Source organism: Nitrobacter sp. Nb-311A (assembly GCF_000152905.1).
Classification (GTDB): domain Bacteria; phylum Pseudomonadota; class Alphaproteobacteria; order Rhizobiales; family Xanthobacteraceae; genus Nitrobacter.
On sequence record NZ_CH672424.1, the window covers coordinates 1 to 17,407 of the forward strand.

Consider the following 17,407-nt stretch of genomic DNA (forward strand, 5'->3'; position numbering starts at 1 on the left):
TGACGGCCTTGCTTCCTCCAAACGTAAAGGTGCACCTGGCTCTGGGCTACATCGATATGCGCAAAGGCATCGACGGTCTCGCGATGCTGGTGCAAGGCGTCCTGCACCAGGATCCATTTACCGGACATCTGTTTGTCTTCCGAGGTCGCACCAGGGCCAACCTTATCAAGATCATCTACTGGGATGGCACCGGCTTCTGCCTGTTCACAAAACGGCTCGAGCATGGTGTCTTTCTGTGGCCGCCGAGCATTGCGCCTGGCGAAACGCTGTCGTTGACCTCAGCACAGCTGTCGCTGCTGATCGAAGGTGTCGATTGGCGCGCGCCTGAGCAACGCTGGCGTCCGGCAATTGCCGGATGATCTGCGACCGATTGACTCGATGATGCAAGAAATGCGGCGAGAACGGTGCGAGTCAGTTAGATTCTTCTCGTATGAACGTCGATCTCGCCGCACTGCCCGACGACGTGGAGACGCTGCAAAAGCTGGTGCGTTCGCTTGTAGCCGAGCGCATCAGCCTCAGCAAGGCGAAGGCCGAGATCGAACGGCTCAATCTCATCATCAAGAGGCTGCAGCGCAACCAGTACGGCCGCCGGGCTGAGCGGCTCGATGACGAGCAGTTGCAACTCGGCTTCGAAGACCTCAACGCCGATCTTGCGCACGTCGAAACTAGCCTTCCGCCTCCGCCAGCCGAGAGCCGTCCCCCGAGGCCCCAAAGCGAGCGCCCGAGCCTGCCGGTGCACTTGCCCCGCGAGGATGTCAGGCTCGATGTTGAGCATCAAACCTGCCCGTGTTGCGGCGGCATACTGCACCTGATCGGCGAAACGACGAGCGAGATGCTCGACCATGTACCGGCGCGGCTGCGGGTCATCCGAATCTGCCGGCCGCGCTATGGCTGTCGGGCCTGCGGGACTATCCATCAAGCGCCAGCACCAGAGCGGCCGATCGCCAAAGGGCTGGCCTCCCCGGCTCTGCTCTCCCATGTTCTGGTCTCCAAATACTGCGATCACCTCCCGCTTTACAGGCAGAGCCAGATCTTCGCCCGGCAGGGCGTCACGTTGGACCGCTCGACCTTGGCGAACTGGATCGGCGGCGCCTGCTGGTGGCTGGAGCCCCTTCAATCCAAGCTCGCTGAACACATCTTTGCATCGCAGAAACTGTTCGCCGACGACACGCCTATCCCGGTACTCGATCCCGGCCGCGGCCGCACCAAAACTGGCCGGTTGTGGGTGTACGCCCGCGATGACCGGCCTTGGAACGGACCGGATCCGCCAGCCGCGGTCTATCTCTACAGTCCGGATCGCAAGGCTGAGCGTCCCGCTGCTCATCTGGCCAACTTCAGCGGCATCGTTCAGGTCGACGGTTATCCCGGGTTCGATCGGCTTCGCGACGGCGGCACCATCCAGCTCGCAGCTTGTTGGGCTCACGCCAGGCGGAAGTTCTACGAGGTGCAGCAGGCGACCGCCTCGCCTGTCGCGACCGAAGCGCTGCGACGCGTCGCCGAGCTTTACGTGATCGAGGCCGCCATCCGCGGCCAGACCGCGGAAGCACGGCAAAGCATGCGTCGATCAAAGTCGTTGCCTCTGGTCACGGCGATGAAAGCATGGCTCGAAATGCAACTCGCCCAAATCCCGCCGCGCGGCGGGCTCGCCGATGCCACTCGCTATGCCCTAAGCCGCTGGGATGCTCTTTGCTGCTTCCTCAATGACGGCCGCATCGAGCTCGACACCAACACCGTCGAACGCGCCATTCGTCCGGTCACGCTCGGACGAAAGAACCACCTGTTCGCCGGATCAGATGGCGGGGCTCAGCGCTGGGCCACAGTCTGCTCCCTCATCACCACGGCAAAGCTAAATGACGTCGAGCCCTTCACCTATCTCAAGGACATCCTTGAACGCATGTCGGCAGGTCATCCCATGAGCCGGCTCGATCAGCTCTTGCCATGGAACTGGCGCCCGGCAACTATCCTCAACTAAGATGACGTGTCAGGAATAGACGCTTACTTTCAATGGTAAGCGTCCATTTCTCGCACCCTTGTTCGATCGTTAGCGACCCCGATCTGTTCCTGTCTTCAATCAGCATGACGCGCGAACATCGAGGGTGGAGATGTCAAGGCGAGGATTTTTGGCGGGCGCATCACGAGGCATGGACACGTAGCGACTTGAATCAACGTCAAGCGCAAGGCATTTCGCTCAAGGCGTTCATTGTTGCACATCGCCGACGGAGCGACGAGTTTCCCGGCGATTAACCAGCACGAGTGGGTTCAAACATTGGCCACTTTTCAATGGAAAAACCGCTCACTCTCGGGCCAGTTTCTCGGTGGAAATCAACACTCGCATCCGGCCCTTAGCCAGTAGGCGTCCTTACGACAACCGGCCGAGCGCCTGCCACTGCAACAACGCTTGAGTTTGACTTGCGGATGGGTATCGTTCCGGCCCTCTGCGAGTTCCCTCGGTGATGCGGCAGGTTGGCGGCCTGGCGAGACCTCGTGAAAATGGAGCGAGAGAGTGCGGGCAGGGCTTCGATACGGTATGACGGGCGTCATCGCCCTCGCGCTGGCGGCGGGCGGCTGGTACGCCGCCAGCGCCTCGTTGCCCGCGAAAATGGCCGATTACTTCAATGGGAAGGCCGACGAGGCACTCGAGAAGCCGGGAGAACCCGAGATCAAGGTCAAGGTGGCAATTGCAGAGACGCGCGAGGTGCCGATCGCCTTCACTTACACGGGCACCATTGTCGCGGAGGCGGACGCCCTGCTTCAGGCGCGAGTGACGGGTGTGGTGATGGACAGGCCCTTCCAGCCGGGTAGCCACGTCAGGAAGGGTCAGCTCCTGTTCCGAATCGACCCGCGGCCCTTCGAGGTCGCCCTTCAGGCAGCCAAGGCCCAGCAGGAGCAGGCGAAAGCTCAGCTCGAATTCGCCCAAGCCGAGGTCCACCGCACCAAGACGCTCGCCGGTAAGGGCTTCGCCACTGAGCAACGCCTTCAGCAGCTCCAAGCGAACCACGCCGCGGCAGCGGCCCGCCTCCATGAGGCCGAAGCTATGATTTCCCGCCAGAATCTCAACCTCGACTTCGCCGCTGTGAATGCCCCTTTCGAGGGCCGGGCGAGCCTTTCGCAAATCAATGTCGGCGACCTCGTCACCGAAAACCAGACCGCCCTCGTCTCGGTGGTTCAGCTCGATCCGATCGACGTACAGATGGCGCTCTCGTCAGACGACTCCGAGGCCCTTCGCAGGGCCATGACGCAGGGCAGAGCTACCGTGACCATCCTCGACGACAAAGGCGAGCCTGTCCGCGAGGCCGAGGTTTACCAACTCGACAACCGCTTTGACCCCCGCACTGACCGGCGGCTTGTGCGGGCGAGCATCGCCAATTCCGATGAACGCTTTCTCCCCGGCCAGTTTGTTCGCGCGCAGATCCGAACGGGCACTGAGCGCAAGCTCCTCGTGCCGACGATTGCCCTCTCGGCGCAGCTTGCCCAGCAGATCGTGCACGTGGTGGACGCGGATGGCAGGGTGCAGCAAAGATCCGTCACGACGGACGGCGTCTTTGGTGACAGCACGGCGATCGTCGCCGGCTTGTCCGGCGGCGAGCGTATCGTCGTCGACCATCTTCAGGAAATGCGCCAAGGCTTGAGGGTTGCCGTCCAAGAGGCAGGCGGTCCGGTGAGTAGCGAGGCAATCTCTATTTTGCCCGGCCGGACCAAAGAGGCCCAGAACTGACAAGGGTGGGGGCCACTCGCCGCATGTTCGCGCGTTTCGTCGACCGCCCGATCCTCGCGGGCGTCATCTCGGTGTTGATCACGCTGATCGGAGTCGTCGCCGGTCTGACCCTTCCGGTTGCACAGTTTCCCGAGATCGCGCCGCCGGTCATCAACATCCAGGCGACGTACCCCGGCGCCAGCGCCCAGCAGTCGTACGAGGCCATCGCCATTCCAATCGAGCAGGAGGTGAACGGCGCACCGCACCTTCTCTACATCAACTCGGTGAGCAGCACCGATGGCAGCGTCAGCATCGACGCCACCTTCGCGGTTGGATCAGATCTGAACGCGGCGGCTGCCGAGGTGCTCACCCGCGCCAGCCGCGCGGAGGCCAAGTTGCCGGCGGCTGTCCGGGCGCAAGGCCTTGAGATCACGAAGAGCTCGCGGCAGCGCCTCGGCAATATCGTCCTCTACGCTGAGGACGGTGCTAACTACGACGAGCTGTTCCTCTCGAACTGGGCCGAGACGCAGGTGATCAAGCCGCTGCGCCGGGTCGATGGGATGGGGCGGATCGTGAACTTTTCCAACATGCGCTACGCCATGCGCATCTGGCTCGACCCGGTGAAGATGGAGGCGCTGGCGATCAGCCCCTCGACCATCACCTCGGCGATCGAGCAGCAGAACGCGCAGATCACGACCGGCGTTCTCGGCAAGCAGCCGCTGAACGAATCTACCGCCTTTGAGCTGCAGCTCGTCACGCAGGGGCGCCTGCTCAAGCCCGAGGAATTCGCCAATATCCTGCTGCGCGCCAATCCCGACGGCTCGGTGGTGCGAGTGCGCGACGTCGCCCGAGTCGAACTCGGCTCCGAGCAGTACGGCGTCAGGTCGAGCTTCGACGGCCGGCCCTCGGCGACGCTCGGAATATACCAGAACCCCGACGCCAATGCCGTGGAGGTGATGGAGGGCGCGCGCGCCACCATGAAGGAGCTTGCCAAACGTTTCCCGCCGGGCCTGACCTACCGCATCGCCCTCGACCGGACCGAATTCGTGCGAGAGGCGATCGGGGAGGTAGTGCGCACTCTCTTCGAGGCGCTGATCCTCGTGGTGATCGTCACCTACCTATTCCTACAGAACTGGCGCGCGACACTCATACCAGCGATCGCGGTGCCCGTGGCGCTAGTCGGCACGTTCGGTCCGATGGCGCTTCTGGGCTTCTCCTTCAACACCCTAAGTCTGCTCGGCCTGGTGCTGGCGGTGGGCCTCGTCGTCGATGACGCGATCATCGTCGTCGAGAACACCGAGAGGCTCATGGAGGAAGGCGCCGAGCCGAAGGCTGCTTCGCGCGAGGCGGTGGAGGAGGTGGCCGGGCCCGTCATCGCGACCACCCTGGTTCTCGCCGCTCTGTTTGTTCCCGTCGCCTTCATCCCCGGGTTGACCGGCCAGCTTTACAACCAATTCGCCCTCACTATTGCGATCTCGGTTCTGATCTCAGCCGTGGTCTCCCTGACCCTCACGCCTGCGCTCTGCGGGCTGATCCTGAAGCCCCGGGCGGAGGAGGCGGAGCGATCCCGCTCGTGGTGGCGCGCGCCATTGCGCGGGTTTAACCTGGGTCTGGATCGAGCGACAGGTGGCATCGTCGCGGCGATCGGCTTCCTCAGCCGCCACCTCGTCGCCCTCGGGCTCGTCTTCGTGGCCTTTGCTGGCCTCACCGTCTGGATGACGATGCAGCGTCCCTCCGCCTTCGTACCCGACGAGGACCAGGGCTACTTCTTCGCCGACATCGCAATGCCGAAGGGCGCCTCCGTCGACCGCACGCACGCCATGGTGGAGCGAGTCGGTGCCGCCTTCCGCGAGCTCGACGCGGTCGAGCACACGATCGGCGTCTCCGGCCGAGGCATCCTTTCCGACACGGTGGCGCCCTTCTACGGCTTCCAGATCCCGACCCTGAAGCCATGGGGTCAGCGGGACAAGTCAGCCGACGAGATCATCGCCGAGATGAGCGCCCGCTTTAAATACGACCCTGACGGGCAGCTGCGCATCCTCAATCCTTCGCCGCTGCCGGGCCTCGGCTCCATCGGCGGTCTGACCCTGGAGTTTCAGGATCGCAGCGGCACCGGCGGGATTCAGCTCGCCCAGGCTGCCAACCGCTTCCTCGAGGAGGTGACCAAGCTGCCTTCCGTCAGCCATGCCTTGCCGACGACAACCTACGGCGTCCCTCAGCTCCACCTCGAGATCGACCGGGCGAAGGCGGAGCAGTTAGGCGTGCCTCTCCAGCGCCTGTTCGACGCGCTCGGCACCTACGTCGGCTCGTCCTTCGTTAACCTCTTCAATCGATTCGGCTACGTCTACCAAGTCTACGTACAAAGCGAGGCGAGCGGCCGGCGCACCATGGAAGACCTAGAGCGCCTGACCGTGCTCAACAATCAGGGGAAGCCGGTGCGGCTTGGCTCCGTTATCCAGGCCCGCTTCGTCAGCGGGCCGACCGCGGTCCTGTCGTACAACACCTATCCAGCGATCGAGGTCGCGGTCGACACGGCGCCAGGGGCGAGCTCCGGAACGGTGATCGCTGAGATCGAGCGGATCGCCGAGAAGCTGCCCTCAAACTACGCAGTCGCGTGGACCGAGGTCGCATATCAGGAGAAGATCGCCGGCGGCTACGCACCGCTGATCTTCGGCCTGGGCGTTCTGATGATCTTCCTGCTGCTCGCCGGGCAGTACGAATCGGTTCGCCTACCCTTCGTCATTCTGCTCGCGACACCGTTAGCGATTTTCGGGGCGATCGGCTTCCTGGCTCTGCGGGATCTTCCGCTCGACATCTTCGGGCAGGTTGGGCTCCTGCTTCTCGTCGGGCTCGCGGCCAAGAACGCGATCCTCCTCGTCGCCTTCGCGGAGGACCTGCGCCGGAACCAGGGGGAAAACTCGCTGAGGGCTGCCCAGGATGCGGCTCGGCTGCGGCTGCGCCCGATTCTGATGACCTCCTTCGCCTTCATCCTCGGCGCCGTGCCACTCGCCATCGCGAGCGGGGCAGGCGCGAACGCCCGGTTGTCAATGGGCACGGCGGTGATAGGCGGTCTCCTGGTGGCGACGCTGATCACTCTCTTCATTACCCCGACCTTTTACGTCGCCGCCGAGCGGTTGCTCGGCCGAGAAAAGGAAAGCCGCCGAGAGGCTGGAGAGCGAGCCCAGCCGGGCGAATAGGCCGGCTTGGGCCATCCTAGGGACCGGTCGCTACGGAAGGAGAGCGGCAGCTCTGCCGGAAGTACGGTCAGAAGCGGGCGAGCGAGACGCGGTCAGAATGTGAATGCTCGTCCAAAATGACCATCAGCATCATGGGGACCCCTTCGGCCCATTGATTTCGTTGAGCTGGATGATGGCACCCCTTGCAGATCACGGACGAGACTCACGCCGAAACATAAGAGGCTTTGTTCCGCAGCCGTTTACATTTGACTCGCTCACTTAAATTCGTAGCATCCGGCTGAGGGATAGGTTACGCCTCTTCGCGCTTGATGATCGATATATTCCCGTCATTTTCGAGAATGGCGTATCGGATATCGGTGATATTGGCGCATCCTTCGGCTCGCATCGCCTCCGTCAGCTCCGATATTGTCACCCGTTCGCTGCGCATCGCCTGCTGCAAGCATCGGCCGTGGCGCACGAGAACCTTCGGCGTTCCTTCCAAGAGGCGGGAAGCGCGTTTGTATCTCCAACACAAGTAATTCACCGCTTGCGCAAGCGCGACGTGTGAATCGGCGCCGAGGTCACTTCGCTGGAAGGATGAGCAGTAACGTCCTGAAGGAAATTAAGAAAGCGTCGGCGGAGTGGGGTCACGATAGGCGCCGGTGTTGACCCCACCCCGGAGCGGGTTATGTCAACTGCGACAAGGAATTGTGGCTCATAGTTCACGGGGTCAAGTTCGGCGCCGATTAACAGTATAATTTGACGTTAATACCCTATTCGCGTAAATGTATTCGCATGATCATTAGTACAAATTCTCAAGTTAATATTGAATTGAATAATCAGGATGACATTCGCATCCCTGCGGAATGGGAACCCCATGCCGCGTGCCTCATGGCCTGGGCGGTCCCGCCCGAATGGCAGGACTGGACCACGCGAGTAAAAGACGATCTGGCCATCGTCATCCGGACCATCTCGGAATTCGAGCCCGTGTGGCTGCTGACGTCGCCTGAATGCCTTGCGGACGCGCGAGCGCGCTTCCAGGGCTGCCAGGTCGAGATCATCGAGGCCCCGGTCGCCGACATGTGGATGCGCGATAGCGCTCCGACCTTTGCACTTCGGGCCAGGAGCTCGTCGCGATTGACTGGAACCCCAGGGACTGGGGCGCGGCCGAGCTCCGCAGCAGCCCGACCCGCGGCAACGCGCAAGGCACCGTCGGCAGCTTCAGCATGGTCCTGTCTGCGATCCTCGATATCCCGCGACTGCAGGCGCCCTTCGTTGCGGAAGGCGGCGCCTTGATCACCGACGGTCAGGGGACGCTCGTGACGACGCGCAGTTGCCTGCTCAATCCCAACCGTAATCCACCCTGCGCCGGCCCAAGCCGTCAATCCCGCATCTGCGAAGCCCTCCGATCCTTTGGAATTTCCAAAGTCATCTGGCTGGAGGGTGAGCCCTGTGAGCCAATCACCTCCGGTCACGTCGACGGCTACGTCCTGTTCACGTCGTCAGGGCGCCTGCTTGTGGAGAGCGTGGAGGATGAGCAGGTCGAGCCCCCGATGTGGCGTGCGCACGATACACGCATTCTCCAACAGAGCCTGGACGCGCAAGGGCGCAATATGCAGGTCGAACGCATCCGTTCACCACGCAAGCGCCACTGGAAATATCGCGGGAACTATTGGGCACCCTGCTATCTCAACGCCTATGTTTCCAATGGCGCCGTTATTACAGGTTGCTTTGGTGATCGCGAGCGCGACCAGGCCGCGCGCGAGTCTTTGCAGAGCGCCTTTCCGGAACACCGGGTCATTATGCTTCGCATTGATCACATTGCGTCGGGGGGTGGAGGCATTCGCTGCCTGACGCAGCCGATCCCACGTGGTTCAAGCGGCATTTCAAAGGGAGGATATTGAGCCATGGGAAATATTGCCGTCGCATTGCGCGCGAAGGGATTCAAAGGCGCCAACGATCCTCAAGAAGTCGTCAATCGATTCATTGAATACGCGCGCTCCATTATGTTCGGCCATAACCTCGTTCGCGGGAATTGCGAATGGCGGATTACCGCGCTCGAACTTTATCTATATTTCAAGGATTTCAATTTCTGGCGCGATCCCTACACACATCAACGACCTGCTCAACTAAAAACTGGCACTTGGTACGTTCATGGCGATGGTTGTCGTGCCCCGACTTACTCAGGGATCGACATAACCTGCGGATCGGAGGACCATGGCGTATTTGGAGGGTTGCTTATCAGAGAACTGGACAAGGAGCAGAGGTGGGTGTTTCAGCGAATTGTTCGCGGAAATCGTCATCCGTTCGCACGCAAGGGAAACAAATGGCAGGATAACGAGCGGAAGATGATCCAAGACATTCACACCAAACGTATCGACGATCCGACGGGCCTGTTGCAGCTTGTGCCATGCAGCCATCACGCTGAAGCGCTCTTCAAAGGGCCTCGCATAGGACTTCGACCCAAATTGAATGAACCAACGGCTCAAGATTTCAGATTGAAGCCCCTACGGATCGCCATCTGGCAAACGAACCAGCACAAGTTGGCAATGGAAGCGATAAGCGACACCTGAGATTTCATCAATGCATTTGGTACGGAAGGCAATTGTTGAGCGAATTCGGACTTCCCGAAGACCCTCCAGGTTCTCCCGCGGCCGTTCCACTCGATTGTACCTGCCCACAGGCAGAGAACAAGTTCGGTCGCGGTCGAACAAAGAACAGTAATTTGAACAAGATTTTGCTTCCGACCCGCGCTGTCCTGTCCTTTCACAATTCCGGTGAGAGTGGCGGTGCAAAATTATTCCACGGTAGCGGCGGGATTGTCCGGAAGCGCTCAGTTGATCCCCTTGTATCGGGTTAGAATCGAACGTGCGAAGAATCCTCCGGGTAGGACGGAGGTTTGGGATGGTGTTGGACGGCAAAAAGGGCGTCCATTTGGACGGCTCATTGATTGGGACAGTCAGCCGGCTTGAAGTGCTTGAGGGACCGACGGGGCGCCGCGTACGTTCGGAAGCTGAGCGGGCTCGGATCGTTGCCGAGAGTTTATTGCCTGGGGCCCAGGTGTCGGAGGTGGCGCGCAAGCATGGGGCGACGCGCTGGCAGATTTACGACTGGCGCCGACGTTTTCGACAGAGAGGCGCCTTGCCGTCGCGCGAATCTCCGGCAACGAGCTTCGCGCCGCTGGTTGTGGAAGAGCGGTTAGCAGGCTCTATCGCTATTACACCTCGATGGATCTGATCCGAAACCGGGCAACAGATGTCGCAGGGCCGCAGCGTCTTGCCGCCGGCATGGTCGAGGATGCCGTCATCGGCGAAATCCGCCGCATGATTGCGACGCCGGAAGTCCGCGCTCAGGTGCTTGCCGCCCTCAAATCCGACATGCCGGGCATTAACGACAAGGCGGTCATTGCTTCGCTCGGTGAGTTCGACAAGCTGTGGGCGTCGCTGTTTCCAGCCGAGCAGGCGCGAATCGTCCAGCTTCTGGTAGCTCGCGTCACGGTCGGCGTGGGCGGTATCGCCATCGATCTGCGTAATGAGGGCATCGGCTCGCTGGCACGACAGATGATGGCACCGCAGATGAAAAAGGACGCAGCATGACGGACAACACCATCCGCGTGGTCATCCCACTCACCATTCGCAAGAAGAATGGTCGCCCGAAAATCTTGCCGCCTGCCGATATACAGTCTGCCGGCGCACGGGCGCAGGATCCGCATGTGTTGCGCGCCATCGCCCGCGCCTGGAACTGGCGGCGCAAGCTCGAGCGTGGCGAGGTATCGACCCTCCATAATATCGCTATGGCCGAAAGGGTAACCGACCAGTATGTTGGACGGATGATGTGGCTTGCGTATCTATCGCCTAACGTCCTGGAAAGGCTGGTCATTCATCGCCAGCCACCAGCGCTGGCGCTCAACGATCTGATGGCCGTTCCCGATCTGCCGTGGACGCAACAGATGGAGAGGGTGTTCGGCTCTGATTCGGAATCGTCTGCCACCCATTGACCGATAAGGCGCTTCCGGCAACTCTCACAGAACCACAACAGCGGCTTGATTGCTGTATGGGAGCTGAAAGATAGAGGGGACGCCGTGGCTTCGAAGCCGAAGTTGTCAGTAGCGGACGAAGATCACATTCGGCAATTGCTCGAGAAATACGTCTGCCCCGTGCAATACCATGAGGTGCGCACCCGCTTCCTGGGTAACATCGCCACGCCAGCGCTATCCACCTCGCCATTGCAACTTGTCAAAGACCTATGGGGCGGCGAGCTGCCCGAATTTGAGCGTATGGACGACGTCAATGAGTTGATCGGCACCCTGGTCAACGGGTTGTGGAATTCGCTGACACGACATCAGAAGCGCAACGATCCGTTCCGTCTGACCCGCATGGCGCCGGGATCAACGCGCCAGGACATTGCTGACCTCGCACTGCTCCGTCGTCAGGAACTTGATGGCTTCGTTGAGGGCTTGTTCGACGGTCAGGACAGAATCGATCTGCCTGAGAAAGCCAATGCGGCACTCGGAAACCTTGGTGAAATCCGCGCGATGATGGCTGGCATTTATGAACTGACCAAGAATAAGGCCAAGCCCGCCGACAGAAGTAACCTTGACCAGACGATCAGACATATCCGTGAGCTGACATTGATCATGGAAAAAGAGATCAATATCGTCGTTCTTGATTGCGCCCGCGCGCGTCGGCGGATGATGAAGAACGCAGATCGATTCCCGCCGACGACATTACATTGACGCTGTTCCGCGGCGACCGCATTAATTTCGTGCCCGGCGCCACCCCGCCGCCTGCGCCTCGTCCTCGCTACAGAACCACCGCTCGCCCTTGGTCTCGGTGATCCGGGTTCTGTCGTAATCGTGCTGGCCCGGCATGTGATAGATGCGAGTGCCGTTACGGCTGATGTTGCCCTTGATCCGGCAGCCGGTTATTGGACTCACGGACGCTAGTGGTTTCGGCAAGAGACGCTGCTGTGCATCGATCGGGACCGATAACGCACCGAGTATCTCTGTCTGCGGACCGCGATGGCGCCAGTCCCATGGCGCAATGAATGCACCAGACCACAGTCCAGCCTGCCGGGAACGAGCGGTCTGTTCCTGGTTGGCATAGATGTTCGAGTAGCGCCTGAAAGCGAGCGCCCAGCCGCTGGCCACCATTGCGGCGTTAATGTCCATCTGGCCGGCAGAGCAGGTCATGATGTGTCGGCCATAGAGGTCGATCTCGTCGCCGCTGCAGATAATTGCGCGGCCGTGGATCAACCCGGTCAGTGCATCACGCGCGGCAATGCCGCAGGCGTAATTTTCGCCAGTCTTGTTGATACAAGTCTGGTCCGTCTCCGGCGCGTCGATACCATTCAGCCGGATCCTCGCGCCCTCCACCGTAATCGTATCTCCATCGGAAATCCTCGCCATGCCTGTTATTGTCGTTGCTGCCGGCGCAGTCGTCGGGCCTGCAAGCAGCGTTGTAATGACAGTCAGGGAAGCAAGGGCGGAGCGAATAACCATGGGCGTATTGTCCGCTGTTTCAGGATGGATTGAAAGACGGCGGCAATTGAGACGTTTATTCCAGGATAATGCACGTCAATTGATCGAGCGCGACCCCGCTAAAACCTATTACGATGCACAGAGGGCCGCTGCCCGAGCCCGCTTTTCCGGCGATCGCCAGGCTTTCCTTCATTGGGGCAAAGGTGGCGGCGGTGACTGCAAGGAGCCTTCGAGCATGTCGATGACCGACCCTCATGATCGTATTGGCATAGCTGCTCTGATCTGAAGTTGACATGAACCAGGCACACCAGGATCAGGGACGAGAGCTTCTCGCAGGTCTTGTCGAGCGGGTCACGTTCCACAATTCCGAGAACGGCTTCTGCGTCTTGCGCGTCAAGGCGCGGGGGCTGCGTGATCTCGTAACGACGGTCGGTCACGCGGCAACGATCTCGGCGGGTGAATGGATCACTGCTTCGGGCGTCTGGATCAACGACCGCACCCACGGACTGCAGTTCAAGGCTCATTTTCTCAAGACCTCGGCGCCCTCCAGCATCGAAGGCATCGAGAAGTATCTGGGCTCCGGCATGATCCGCGGCATCGGAGCGGTCTATGCGAAACGCCTCGTCAAGCAGTTCGGCAAAGACGTGTTCGACATTATCGAAGAAACCCCGGAACGCCTGCGAGAGGTGGAAGGGATCGGGCCGATCCGGGCAGCCCGGATCATCTCGGGCTGGGCTGACCAGAAGGTCATTCGGGAGATCATGGTCTTCCTGCACCAGCATGGTGTGGGCACGGCGCGCGCGGTGCGGATCTTCAAGACCTACGGCACCGACGCCGTGCAGGTGATGAGCGAGAACCCCTATCGGCTGGCCAGGGATATCCGGGGCATTGGCTTTCGCACCGCTGATCTCATTGCGGAAAAGCTTGGCATCGAGAAGACCGCCATGATCCGTGTGCGTGCCGGGATTTCTTTTGCGCTAACCGAGGCGATGAACGACGGCCATTGCGGACTGCCACGAGGCGACCTGACGGGGCTTGCCGGGAAATTGCTGGAAGTCCCGATCGATCTCATCGATGCCGCCATACGGCTCGAGCTCGAAGAAGGGACCGTCACAGCGGACCGTGTTGGCGATACCGAATGCCTGTTCCTGACCGGCCTCTACCTGGCGGAACGCGCCATCGCGGAGCATCTGGCGCGGCTGGGTGGCGGGGCGCGGCCATGGCCCGAGATCGATGCCGATCGTGCCCTGCCGTGGATCGAGCAGAAGACCGGCCTCACACTTGCCGCCAGCCAAGCCGAAGCGATCCGGCTGGCGCTGCGCTCGAAGGTTCTGGTCATCACCGGCGGCCCCGGTGTCGGCAAGACTACCATCGTCAATTCGATCCTGCGCATCCTGGCAGCGAAGGACACAAAGCTTCTGCTCTGCGCGCCGACCGGCCGCGCCGCCAAGCGCATGACCGAGGCGACCGGTCGGGACGCCCGGACCATCCACCGCCTGCTCGAGTTCGGTCCCAAGACCTTCGGATTCAAACGCACCGACGATAATCCGCTCGACTGCGATTTGCTCGTCATCGACGAAAGCTCGATGGTCGACGTCTCGTTGATGCAGTCGCTCCTGAAGGCGGTGCCCAGTTCAGCAGCCCTGCTGATCGTGGGTGATATCGATCAATTGCCGTCGGTCGGACCGGGACAGGTTCTCGCCGACATCATCGGCTCTGGCGTCATTCCGGTCGTACGGCTGACGGAGGTGTTCCGCCAGGCCGCGCAAAGCCGGATTATCACCAGCGCCCACCAGATCAACGAGGGGCGCCTGCCGGACCTTCTGCCTCCTGACGGAGAATCAGACTTCTATTTCGTGCCGGCTGCGGACCCCGAACAGGCCGTGCCGCGCATCGTCGAGCTGGTGCGCCATCGGATCCCGCGCCGCTTCGGCTTCGATCCGATCAGGGACATTCAGGTCCTGTGTCCGATGAACCGCGGCGGTGTTGGTGCCCGTTCGCTCAATATTGAACTCCAGGCTGCTCTCAACCCGGCGGGCGAAAACAAGGTCGAGCGGTTCGGCTGGACCTTTGCACCGGGCGACAAGGTGATGCAGATTGAGAACGACTACGATAAGGAAGTCTACAACGGCGACATCGGCATGATCACGGCCGTCGACCCGGATGAGGGCGAAGTCGCCATCGATTTCGACGGCCGCACCGTCAGCTTCGACTTCGGCGAGCTCGACACCGTCGTGCCGGCCTACGCGGCGACGATCCACAAGGCGCAGGGCTCGGAATATCCGGCCGTCGTCATTCCGATCATGACGCAGCACTACGCCATGCTTCAGCGCAATCTCCTCTACACCGGCGTCACGCGCGGCAAGAAGCTGGTGGTGCTGGTCGGGCAGAAGAAGGCCGTCGCCATCGCGGTGAAGAACGTCTCAGGTCGGCGGCGCTGGTCGAAGTTGGGCGAGTGGTTGATGGCGGGCCAACATCATGAAGATCGTCGACTTTCATCGAATGCTTCGCAGTGATCTTGTCCGTGGGCTTTTCGCTGCACCACGCGCCAAAACGCCCACCTCGGGTGTCTCTTTTAGGCTGGCTGGTGGCGACTCCCATTACAACTCGGGCGCAGTCTGAAAACTGCAAGTTATTGAAACAACGCCATCTTTTTCAACCAAACCAAATCGGTCGAGGTTTGGTCGATCTGAGACGAAAGCCATTCTGAGACCGGAAAACGGCATTCCGGCAGTCTCCGAAGTTTGGTCGCTCCTGATAAACTCCTTTGAAACCAAAAGGAATTTGGACGCTCAGAGCAGCATTTAGGGGGTTCGCAATTTGATAGTGGCGGAGGGAGAGAAACTGGGTTCGAACCTTCTCCACTTTTGCGCAAATACCACGTCCGAACCCCGGATGCGGCCCGAGGAATAGCGAGAGCAGAATGACGCGCGGGGTGCGGCGGCGGGGGACCTAACCTGGCGCCTCGTTAGCGTAAAAAGAGCTATGTTTTGAAACCACCGTGCGTCAATCAAGCTTGGCCTGCGCGAGAGATCGTGCCGCTTTTAACGGCGCTGCGGGATCAACGTGCCTCAGGTTTACAACGACGGCAAAGCTACTGCGCGGCCCGGCCTGCACCATGAGGCGGCGGCCGAAGGATCCATCGGGAACTTCTGGATTTATGACTGGTTGGCCAACGATGGCATAACGGGAAACGCACCAATGCTCGTCTATCCATTTACCCGGCCGCCCGAGAGCCCGCAAATGGTAGGGATCACGCTGTTTGTCGCGGCGACTATTGCGCTCACTGGGACCGCTTTTGGCCAGTGCGGCAGCACGATTCAGGTGGAGGAAGACGAAACGCTAAGTGACCTCGCCGAGCGCTGTCAGACCACGGAAGCCAGAATTCTTGACCTGAACCCAAAAATCGAAGGTTCCAAAGATCTGCGGGCAGGCATGAATCTGATCCTGGCGGCGCCCTCTGCCGGCGAAGCGGCCGCCAAGGCCCGCGAGGCCGCGGATTCGCTCTTTGCTCGTTTGAAATCTTACGCCCAAGATGCCGGACGTTCGATCGAACGAGCAACCGAGACGGCCAGCCAATCTCTCGAGGAATTTATCCAGCAGAATCCGGATCTGCACCAGCGGGTTCGCAAACTCGGGCAGCGCCTGAACATTCCAGGCATGGAGAAGGTCGAAGCGCAGGTGTCGCTGTCGGTCAGGAAAGGGGCCGCCGGCACTCCGGTGACTTTATCCGTAATTGGGCTACCTTCTGGTAAGCGTGTTGAGATTGCCGGTGGCTCGCCCGGGAGCGACTACCAGATCATCGAGTCTGCTCGCACCAGCACGGAAGGGACGCTGCAGTTTACTGTTCAGCTGCCGACGTGGGCCGACCCCAGCTCGACTTCCTGTTCGTGATCGCCCTCCCGGAGGGCAACATCGCTGTTCGCTCTGCAACCTTCGATGTGTTGGAGAAGCGCGATCAAAAATGAGCGCCATGTGCATCGCGCCCCTCTGCTGGGCAGCTAGGTTGCGAGCCCGGTCGCTTGAATGCTTCGGCGCCAAATCATTGCGCTGTTTCGAAGTGCTTCGGATTCACCTTCGTCGCGGCGGCGTCAGCTTGTTCCAAGGTCACGAACGGAAGACCATAGTAGCTCATTTCGGGACTCCAGCGACCGGTGCGTCCCGGATATGGAAACGCCACCGTTCCGATGCCCGTCCGAGCATCACGAGCTATCAGTACCGCCACCATTTGCCCCGGAGGAGCGAGCACGACGTCCTTCACGTAGCCATAGCCGAGGCCGGTCTGAAGGCGCGCATAGTCGCCAATCACCTCGCTGATGAGAAACTCGGCTCCCTCCTTGGGTTCTTGAGCAAAAAGGCCGAACTGATCCGAGCGCGCGTCTGACAGATCCGCGATCAAAGCACCTGGTCGGGCCGGCTGTACCACGCTGTCCCAGGGAATGCGGAATACAAATTCGAGCGTGGTGCCGATACCGGCTTGCTCGGCGATGAGAGCCTTTACCGAGCCATCGTCGGCAAGAACGATATTGCGAACCTGCCCCAGGTACCCGCCTTTTTTCGAGAATACTCGGCTTTCCAGGATGCTGGATGCGCAGATTCCGTTGTAAAGTGTCTCCGCCACCAGCTTATCTGCTTTCATCTCCTTCGGCTGCGCGACCGCGGGCGGCGACGCAAAGCCGATCACGGCTGCAATCATGCACAAGACGATTCCCTTAAGTTTCGCCACCGGAGCACTCCCAAAGATGCTTGCAGGTGAGCAATAATGCGCCACGGACCTGTGAGGTTCCTGCACGTCCACCGTCTCAAACTCCTCAACTCCATGCGATCGTGAGCATCCGCATTCGCCAAAAACAGATTCCGATCGAATCGAGCTGTCTGGCTGCCGTGGTCTGGGACGGCACAGCGGTCAGGCTCAATCTTCGCGCGCAACTCGCCTCGCGCCGCCGCAAGGCGTAACAATTCCGGCATTTACCACGCTCACCGACATCCCCTTCACTGCCCCCGCAGCTTGGAGAAATACCAGCTCCGCGCCTCGTTCCGACGCCACCGGCCGACGTC

The 17,407-nt window shown here is 60.7% G+C and carries 16 protein-coding genes and 1 pseudogene; 14 read left to right on the forward strand and 3 right to left on the reverse strand.

Annotated features, from left to right (window positions below; genetic code table 11):
- The 4 genes from tnpB to NB311A_RS18725 form a co-directional block, all read left to right on the forward strand.
- Nucleotides 1-359, forward strand: a 359-nt coding sequence (tnpB, locus tag NB311A_RS18710) for an IS66 family insertion sequence element accessory protein TnpB (RefSeq protein WP_009800279.1), incomplete at its 5' end; no start/stop codon positions are given.
- Nucleotides 360-430: 71 nt separating this feature from the next.
- Complete coding sequence (locus tag NB311A_RS18715) at nucleotides 431-1,972, forward strand: IS66 family transposase (protein WP_009800280.1); 1,542 nt, start codon at nucleotides 431-433, stop codon at nucleotides 1,970-1,972.
- A 555-nt stretch (nucleotides 1,973-2,527) separates the two neighbouring features.
- Nucleotides 2,528-3,715 carry an efflux RND transporter periplasmic adaptor subunit gene (locus tag NB311A_RS18720; RefSeq protein ID WP_009800281.1) on the forward strand — a complete coding sequence of 396 codons (1,188 nt, stop codon included), beginning with the start codon at nucleotides 2,528-2,530 and terminating at the stop codon, nucleotides 3,713-3,715.
- 23 nt (nucleotides 3,716-3,738) lie between these two features.
- The gene (locus tag NB311A_RS18725) at nucleotides 3,739-6,891 is read left to right on the forward strand and encodes an efflux RND transporter permease subunit (protein ID WP_009800282.1); all 3,153 of its coding nucleotides are present in this window, start codon (nucleotides 3,739-3,741) and stop codon (nucleotides 6,889-6,891) included.
- A gap of 289 nt (nucleotides 6,892-7,180) precedes the next feature.
- Here NB311A_RS18725 and NB311A_RS22955 read toward each other — a convergent pair whose 3' ends face one another.
- A complete protein-coding gene (locus NB311A_RS22955; protein WP_083780519.1) occupies nucleotides 7,181-7,414 on the reverse strand; it encodes a DUF421 domain-containing protein in 234 nt (77 codons plus the stop codon).
- Between the two features lie 251 nt (nucleotides 7,415-7,665).
- Between NB311A_RS22955 and NB311A_RS23275 the strand changes: the two are divergent.
- The 7 genes and pseudogenes from NB311A_RS23275 to NB311A_RS18760 form a co-directional block, all read left to right on the forward strand.
- A pseudogene (locus NB311A_RS23275) lies at nucleotides 7,666-7,977 on the forward strand (agmatine deiminase family protein); the annotation flags it as partial.
- A gap of 29 nt (nucleotides 7,978-8,006) precedes the next feature.
- On the forward strand, nucleotides 8,007-8,774 hold the full coding sequence (locus tag NB311A_RS18735) for an agmatine deiminase family protein (protein WP_083780521.1): 768 nt from the start codon (nucleotides 8,007-8,009) through the stop codon (nucleotides 8,772-8,774).
- 3 nt (nucleotides 8,775-8,777) lie between these two features.
- On the forward strand, nucleotides 8,778-9,443 hold the full coding sequence (locus NB311A_RS18740; RefSeq protein WP_009800285.1) for a hypothetical protein: 666 nt from the start codon (nucleotides 8,778-8,780) through the stop codon (nucleotides 9,441-9,443).
- Nucleotides 9,444-9,774: 331 nt separating this feature from the next.
- Nucleotides 9,775-10,107 carry a transposase gene (locus NB311A_RS18745; RefSeq protein WP_009800286.1) on the forward strand — a complete coding sequence of 111 codons (333 nt, stop codon included), beginning with the start codon at nucleotides 9,775-9,777 and terminating at the stop codon, nucleotides 10,105-10,107.
- Nucleotides 10,098-10,466, forward strand: a complete 369-nt coding sequence (locus tag NB311A_RS18750; RefSeq protein ID WP_009800287.1) for a hypothetical protein — start codon at nucleotides 10,098-10,100, stop codon at nucleotides 10,464-10,466. The genes NB311A_RS18745 and NB311A_RS18750 overlap by 10 nt, the downstream gene beginning before the upstream one ends.
- Entirely contained in the window at nucleotides 10,463-10,867 is a 405-nt protein-coding gene (locus NB311A_RS18755; protein ID WP_009800288.1) for a hypothetical protein, read from the forward strand. The genes NB311A_RS18750 and NB311A_RS18755 overlap by 4 nt, the downstream gene beginning before the upstream one ends.
- A gap of 84 nt (nucleotides 10,868-10,951) precedes the next feature.
- Nucleotides 10,952-11,605, forward strand: coding sequence for a hypothetical protein (locus NB311A_RS18760; RefSeq protein WP_009800289.1), 654 nt, complete (start codon nucleotides 10,952-10,954; stop codon nucleotides 11,603-11,605).
- A gap of 21 nt (nucleotides 11,606-11,626) precedes the next feature.
- Here NB311A_RS18760 and NB311A_RS18765 read toward each other — a convergent pair whose 3' ends face one another.
- A complete protein-coding gene (locus tag NB311A_RS18765) occupies nucleotides 11,627-12,277 on the reverse strand; it encodes a thermonuclease family protein (protein WP_009800290.1) in 651 nt (216 codons plus the stop codon).
- Between NB311A_RS18765 and NB311A_RS21640 the strand changes: the two genes are divergently transcribed.
- From NB311A_RS21640 to NB311A_RS18780, 3 genes are all read left to right on the forward strand, one after another.
- Nucleotides 12,276-12,635, forward strand: a complete 360-nt coding sequence (locus NB311A_RS21640) for a hypothetical protein (protein ID WP_165475278.1) — start codon at nucleotides 12,276-12,278, stop codon at nucleotides 12,633-12,635. The genes NB311A_RS18765 and NB311A_RS21640 overlap by 2 nt on opposite strands.
- Before the next feature lie 7 nt (nucleotides 12,636-12,642).
- Nucleotides 12,643-14,865 (forward strand): ATP-dependent RecD-like DNA helicase, encoded by a 2,223-nt coding sequence (locus NB311A_RS18775; protein ID WP_009800292.1) that lies wholly within the window; start codon nucleotides 12,643-12,645, stop codon nucleotides 14,863-14,865.
- A gap of 550 nt (nucleotides 14,866-15,415) precedes the next feature.
- Nucleotides 15,416-16,243 (forward strand): LysM domain-containing protein, encoded by an 828-nt coding sequence (locus tag NB311A_RS18780; RefSeq protein WP_009800293.1) that lies wholly within the window; start codon nucleotides 15,416-15,418, stop codon nucleotides 16,241-16,243.
- A 148-nt stretch (nucleotides 16,244-16,391) separates the two neighbouring features.
- On the opposite strand, the gene NB311A_RS18785 is transcribed toward NB311A_RS18780, so the two are convergent.
- Nucleotides 16,392-17,147 (reverse strand): PRC-barrel domain-containing protein, encoded by a 756-nt coding sequence (locus NB311A_RS18785; protein WP_165475280.1) that lies wholly within the window; start codon nucleotides 17,145-17,147, stop codon nucleotides 16,392-16,394.
- Between the last annotated feature and the right edge of the window lie 260 nt (nucleotides 17,148-17,407).

Bases quoted from the DNA above. Each gene is read 5' to 3' on its own strand.
- NB311A_RS18765 (WP_009800290.1), bottom strand. From the start codon at position 12,277: ATGGCGAGGATTTCCGATGGAGATACGATTACGGTGGAGGGCGCGAGG.
- NB311A_RS18715 (WP_009800280.1), top strand. From the start codon at position 431: ATGAACGTCGATCTCGCCGCACTGCCCGACGACGTGGAGACGCTGCAA.
- NB311A_RS18725 (WP_009800282.1), top strand. From the start codon at position 3,739: ATGTTCGCGCGTTTCGTCGACCGCCCGATCCTCGCGGGCGTCATCTCG.
- NB311A_RS18755 (WP_009800288.1), top strand. From the start codon at position 10,463: ATGACGGACAACACCATCCGCGTGGTCATCCCACTCACCATTCGCAAG.
- NB311A_RS21640 (WP_165475278.1), top strand. From the start codon at position 12,276: ATGCCTGTTATTGTCGTTGCTGCCGGCGCAGTCGTCGGGCCTGCAAGC.
- NB311A_RS18720 (WP_009800281.1), top strand. From the start codon at position 2,528: ATGACGGGCGTCATCGCCCTCGCGCTGGCGGCGGGCGGCTGGTACGCC.
- NB311A_RS18740 (WP_009800285.1), top strand. From the start codon at position 8,778: ATGGGAAATATTGCCGTCGCATTGCGCGCGAAGGGATTCAAAGGCGCC.
- NB311A_RS18775 (WP_009800292.1), top strand. From the start codon at position 12,643: ATGAACCAGGCACACCAGGATCAGGGACGAGAGCTTCTCGCAGGTCTT.
- NB311A_RS18750 (WP_009800287.1), top strand. From the start codon at position 10,098: ATGGATCTGATCCGAAACCGGGCAACAGATGTCGCAGGGCCGCAGCGT.
- NB311A_RS18745 (WP_009800286.1), top strand. From the start codon at position 9,775: ATGGTGTTGGACGGCAAAAAGGGCGTCCATTTGGACGGCTCATTGATT.